Origin of the sequence: Trichococcus sp., from assembly GCF_049589555.1 — a bacterium.
Lineage (GTDB): Bacteria > Bacillota > Bacilli > Lactobacillales > Aerococcaceae > Trichococcus.
The window spans coordinates 1-3,686 of the sequence record NZ_JBAWAZ010000206.1 but is presented as its reverse complement, the minus strand read 5'-3'; the positions used below and the strand labels follow the sequence as shown (position 1 = coordinate 3,686).

Here is a 3,686-nt window from a genome sequence, read left to right as displayed (position 1 = left end):
GTTCGAAAAAGACTACCCCGATCGAGTCGAAGCCGGTCGTCATACTGGAAGGGATCCTGATTTTGGCCATACCCAAGTTGGTATCAATGATCGACATCAAAATATTTGTCGATGCGGAACCGGACATTCGGCTGATCAGAAGAATCGAAAGGGATATCCGCGAACGGAACAGCACGTATGAAAGTACGATTGCCCGCTATCTGACGACCGTCAAACCGATGCATGATGCCTTCATCGAGCCCTCCAAAATCCAAGCCGACATCATCGTGCCGCGGGGAGGCCAAAACGACATCGCCACCGATATGCTCGGAGACTTGGTTGAGCACTACAGCCATCACCATGTCTAAAGAGCGGTACGTTCCCAATAGATAAATCACAAAAAAATATTTCATGAAAAAAGCATTAGAAATAGACAAGAAAACGGAAATAGTATATAGTGTTCCTATGCAGTAATACTACTGGAAAAAAGCAGAACACGCACCGAAATGAGAGGATCTATTCAGTGGATAACACAGAATTGTTGACGCGATTTAATTTGACCAGGCACGAAGCGACCATCTACCTGACTTTGCTTTCGGACGGGGACCTAAACGGCTATGAGGTATCGAAAATAACCGGAATTTCGCGTTCGAACGCCTATGCCTCATTGGCTTCGTTGGTTGAAAAAGGAGCGGCCTTCATTATCGAAGGGGAGACTACCAGATATACCCCAGTACCTGTGGAAGAATTCTGCGGGAACAAAATCCGATCGCTTCAGGAATCCAAACAGGAATTGATCAAGAACATCCCCCAAAGAAGAGAAGATGCGGAGGGGTACATAACCATCACAGGCGAACACCGCATAATGGACAAAATGCGCAATATGATTTCAGAATCGAAGTCACGCGTCTACTTGTCTGTTTCCGGTAATATCCTGCCGGAGCTTTTGACGGAAATGCAGGCAGCGCATCAGCGCGGCATAAAAATGGTCGTCATAACCGATACGCCGTTCCCTCAGGAGGGGATGACTGTCCATCTTCTGGAAAAGCCGAAGAAGCAAGTCAGGATCATCGTGGATTCCACGACCGTTCTGACTGGAGATATCGATGAGGGCGAGTTTTCCACTTGCCTGTACTCCGGAAAGAAAAATGTAGTTGATCTATTGAAAGAATCGTTGCAGAACGAAATCAAAGTAGTCGAAATGATGAGAGGATTTGAAGCGAAATGACAAAAAAAGTATTTGTTGAAAAAGAGCAATTGGAAGAAATCGTACAACAGTATCCGACTCCCTTCCATTTATATGATGAAAAAGGCATCCGTGAGAATGCACGCAAATTGAATGCGGCTTTCTCCTGGAACAAAGGCTTCAAAGAATACTTCGCTGTGAAGGCAACACCGACACCAGCAATTCTGCAGATTCTGAAGGAAGAAGGCTGCGGCGTTGACTGTTCGACTTACACAGAGCTGATGATGTCCGATGCGCTAGGATTCAAAGGCGATGAAATCATGTTTTCCTCAAACGTGACGCCTAAGGAAGACTTCCAATTGGCCCGTAAACTGAATGCGACCATCAATCTGGATGATATTACCCATATCGATTTCTTGGAAGAAACAGCCGGACTGCCGGAAACGGTCAGCTGCCGATTCAATCCTGGCGGCGAGTTCACGATCAATAATGAAATCATGGATAAACCCGAAGACGCAAAATACGGCTTCACACGTCCGCAATTGACGGAAGGCTTCAAAAAGCTGATGGCAAAAGGCGTGAAACACTTTGGCCTGCATTCTTTCTTGGCCAGCAATAACGTTGCGGATGAGTATTATCCGATTCTGGCAGGCATCCTGTTCCAGACGGCCGTTGAATTGAAGGAAGAAACCGGCGCGGATATCACTTTCATCAACCTTTCAGGCGGAATCGGCATCCCTTACCTTCCGGAGCAAAAAGCTGCGGATGTGGCAAAAATCGGTGAAGGTGTCCGCAAGGCATTTGAAGAAATCTTGGTCCCTGCCGGTTTGGGAGATGTTGCGATCTATACGGAGCTGGGCAGATACATGCTTGGGCCATACGGTTGTTTAGTGGCAACGGCCATCCACGAAAAGCATATCTACAAAGATTACATCGGTCTGGATGCCAGTGCAGTCAATTTAATGCGTCCGACGATGTACGGAGCTTACCACCACATCACGGTGATGGGCAAAGAGGAACAACCAGCGGACCACATGTACGATGTGACCGGCGGCTTATGCGAAAACAACGACAAATTCGCCATCAACCGCATGCTTCCAAAAATCGACATCGGCGACTTGGTCGTCATCCATGACACAGGTGCGCACGGCTTCTCGATGGGCTACAACTATAACGGGAAATTGCGCTCGGCCGAAATCCTGTTGAAGGAAGACGGCGGCACGGAAATGATCCGTCGCGCGGAAACGCCAGCGGATTACTTCGCAACCTTCGACTTCACGGGCCTTTTTAAAGACGTGAAATAAACCGACACTAATATTTAGACGGGCCAACGAGCACATAAACTGTTCGTTGGCCCGGCTTATTTTTATTTCGCTTCAAGAAATTGATCTGAATGCATGATATAATGTTCCTGGATGAACAAACGAGGAGTGAAAGATATGTTCCAAAAAGAAACGATCAAGGAAAGCGTTTCGGCGCTTCCGTTGAAGCCGCGAGACTATTGCGTCATCACCGGGACGGCACTGGTTATGCATGGCATTAAAGAGGAAACAAAAGATATCGACATCAGCTGCACCAGGGAAGCGTTCCGGGATTTAGCGGCTCAGGGATACCCGGTCAAACAAGGCGACTTTGCCCGCAAAGTGATCTACAGTGATGATACGGAAATTTTTGAAGATTGGCACAAAGGGGCTATCACGATGATCGAAGGGGTTCCGGTCGCGAGCCTGGAATCTGTCATTATGATGAAGAAGCAGCTGGACCGGGAAAAAGATCGGGTGGACATTGCCAAAATCGAAGCGCATCTGGCCGAACAATTAAACTAACCAAAAAGCTGACGAACCGCCCTTGTGCAGGCGATTCGTCAGCTTTTTTTGACTATAGGATTTCAGACCAATAAGTACTTTACCCAGTAGGGAGCGAAATACGCTCCGCCCATGGCAAGGAGAAAGAGGCCTTTCCAAACGATGGTAGGGATATATGTTTTTGTCGCCAAGGCTGTTCCGTCCCAATGGCTGTCATTTTTCAAAAGCAAAACAATGAAAAATTGATGGGCCAAACCAAGCATATACCAGACGACGAAACCGATTGTGATGACGTCCACTGACTGATAAATCCGCATAAGGAAGCTGGAGTTGTTACGGTAGATCAAAATAGAACCACCAATCACAATCAGGATAATCAGGTTCTGCCAAAAGCTCTTTTCTTTCGCCAACAAATTCGTAAGCAAATAGATGCCCAAGAAAAACGGAATGATCCACAGCAACAGTCCCTGTAAATAGAGATAGGACATTACCACAAAGAACAACGCCTGCGATACATAACCTCCCAACAGGCTAAAGAACATCCCTAACCCGCTGCGGTTTCCGATTTCGGCTAAACCGAGGATGCCGCCGCTTTTGACGATTGAGGGAAGGACATTGAATTTTATCGATTGGATGCTTCCGCCCCATAAGCGCGCCGTAAGAGCATGGCCGCATTCGTGGATGATGACGTTGGGGAGGTCAAGATAAATGCCGAA

4 protein-coding genes and 1 pseudogene are annotated in these 3,686 nt (G+C 47.3%); 4 read left to right on the top strand and 1 reads right to left on the bottom strand.

Annotated elements, in window-relative coordinates; translation table 11 throughout:
• From WBV27_RS07775 to WBV27_RS07760, 4 genes and pseudogenes are all read left to right on the top strand, one after another.
• A pseudogene (locus WBV27_RS07775) lies at positions 1–347 on the top strand (uridine kinase); the annotation flags it as partial.
• Positions 348–502: 155 nt separating this feature from the next.
• Positions 503–1,207 (top strand): TrmB family transcriptional regulator, encoded by a 705-nt coding sequence (locus WBV27_RS07770; protein WP_424200914.1) that lies wholly within the window; start codon positions 503–505, stop codon positions 1,205–1,207.
• On the top strand, positions 1,204–2,469 hold the full coding sequence (locus tag WBV27_RS07765) for a diaminopimelate decarboxylase family protein (protein ID WP_424200912.1): 1,266 nt from the start codon (positions 1,204–1,206) through the stop codon (positions 2,467–2,469). Before WBV27_RS07770 ends, WBV27_RS07765 begins: the two co-directional genes overlap by 4 nt.
• 135 nt (positions 2,470–2,604) lie before the next feature.
• Positions 2,605–2,991, top strand: a complete 387-nt coding sequence (locus WBV27_RS07760; protein WP_424200910.1) for a hypothetical protein — start codon at positions 2,605–2,607, stop codon at positions 2,989–2,991.
• 62 nt (positions 2,992–3,053) lie between these two features.
• Here WBV27_RS07760 and WBV27_RS07755 read toward each other — a convergent pair.
• Positions 3,054–3,686 (bottom strand): M50 family metallopeptidase (locus tag WBV27_RS07755; protein ID WP_424200908.1); only part of this gene is annotated, 633 nt, incomplete at its 5' end.

What these genes read in the sequence shown, in the direction of transcription:
- WBV27_RS07765 (WP_424200912.1), top strand. Translation starts at nt 1,204, where the DNA reads ATGACAAAAAAAGTATTTGTTGAAAAAGAGCAATTGGAAGAAATCGTA.
- WBV27_RS07760 (WP_424200910.1), top strand. Translation starts at nt 2,605, where the DNA reads ATGTTCCAAAAAGAAACGATCAAGGAAAGCGTTTCGGCGCTTCCGTTG.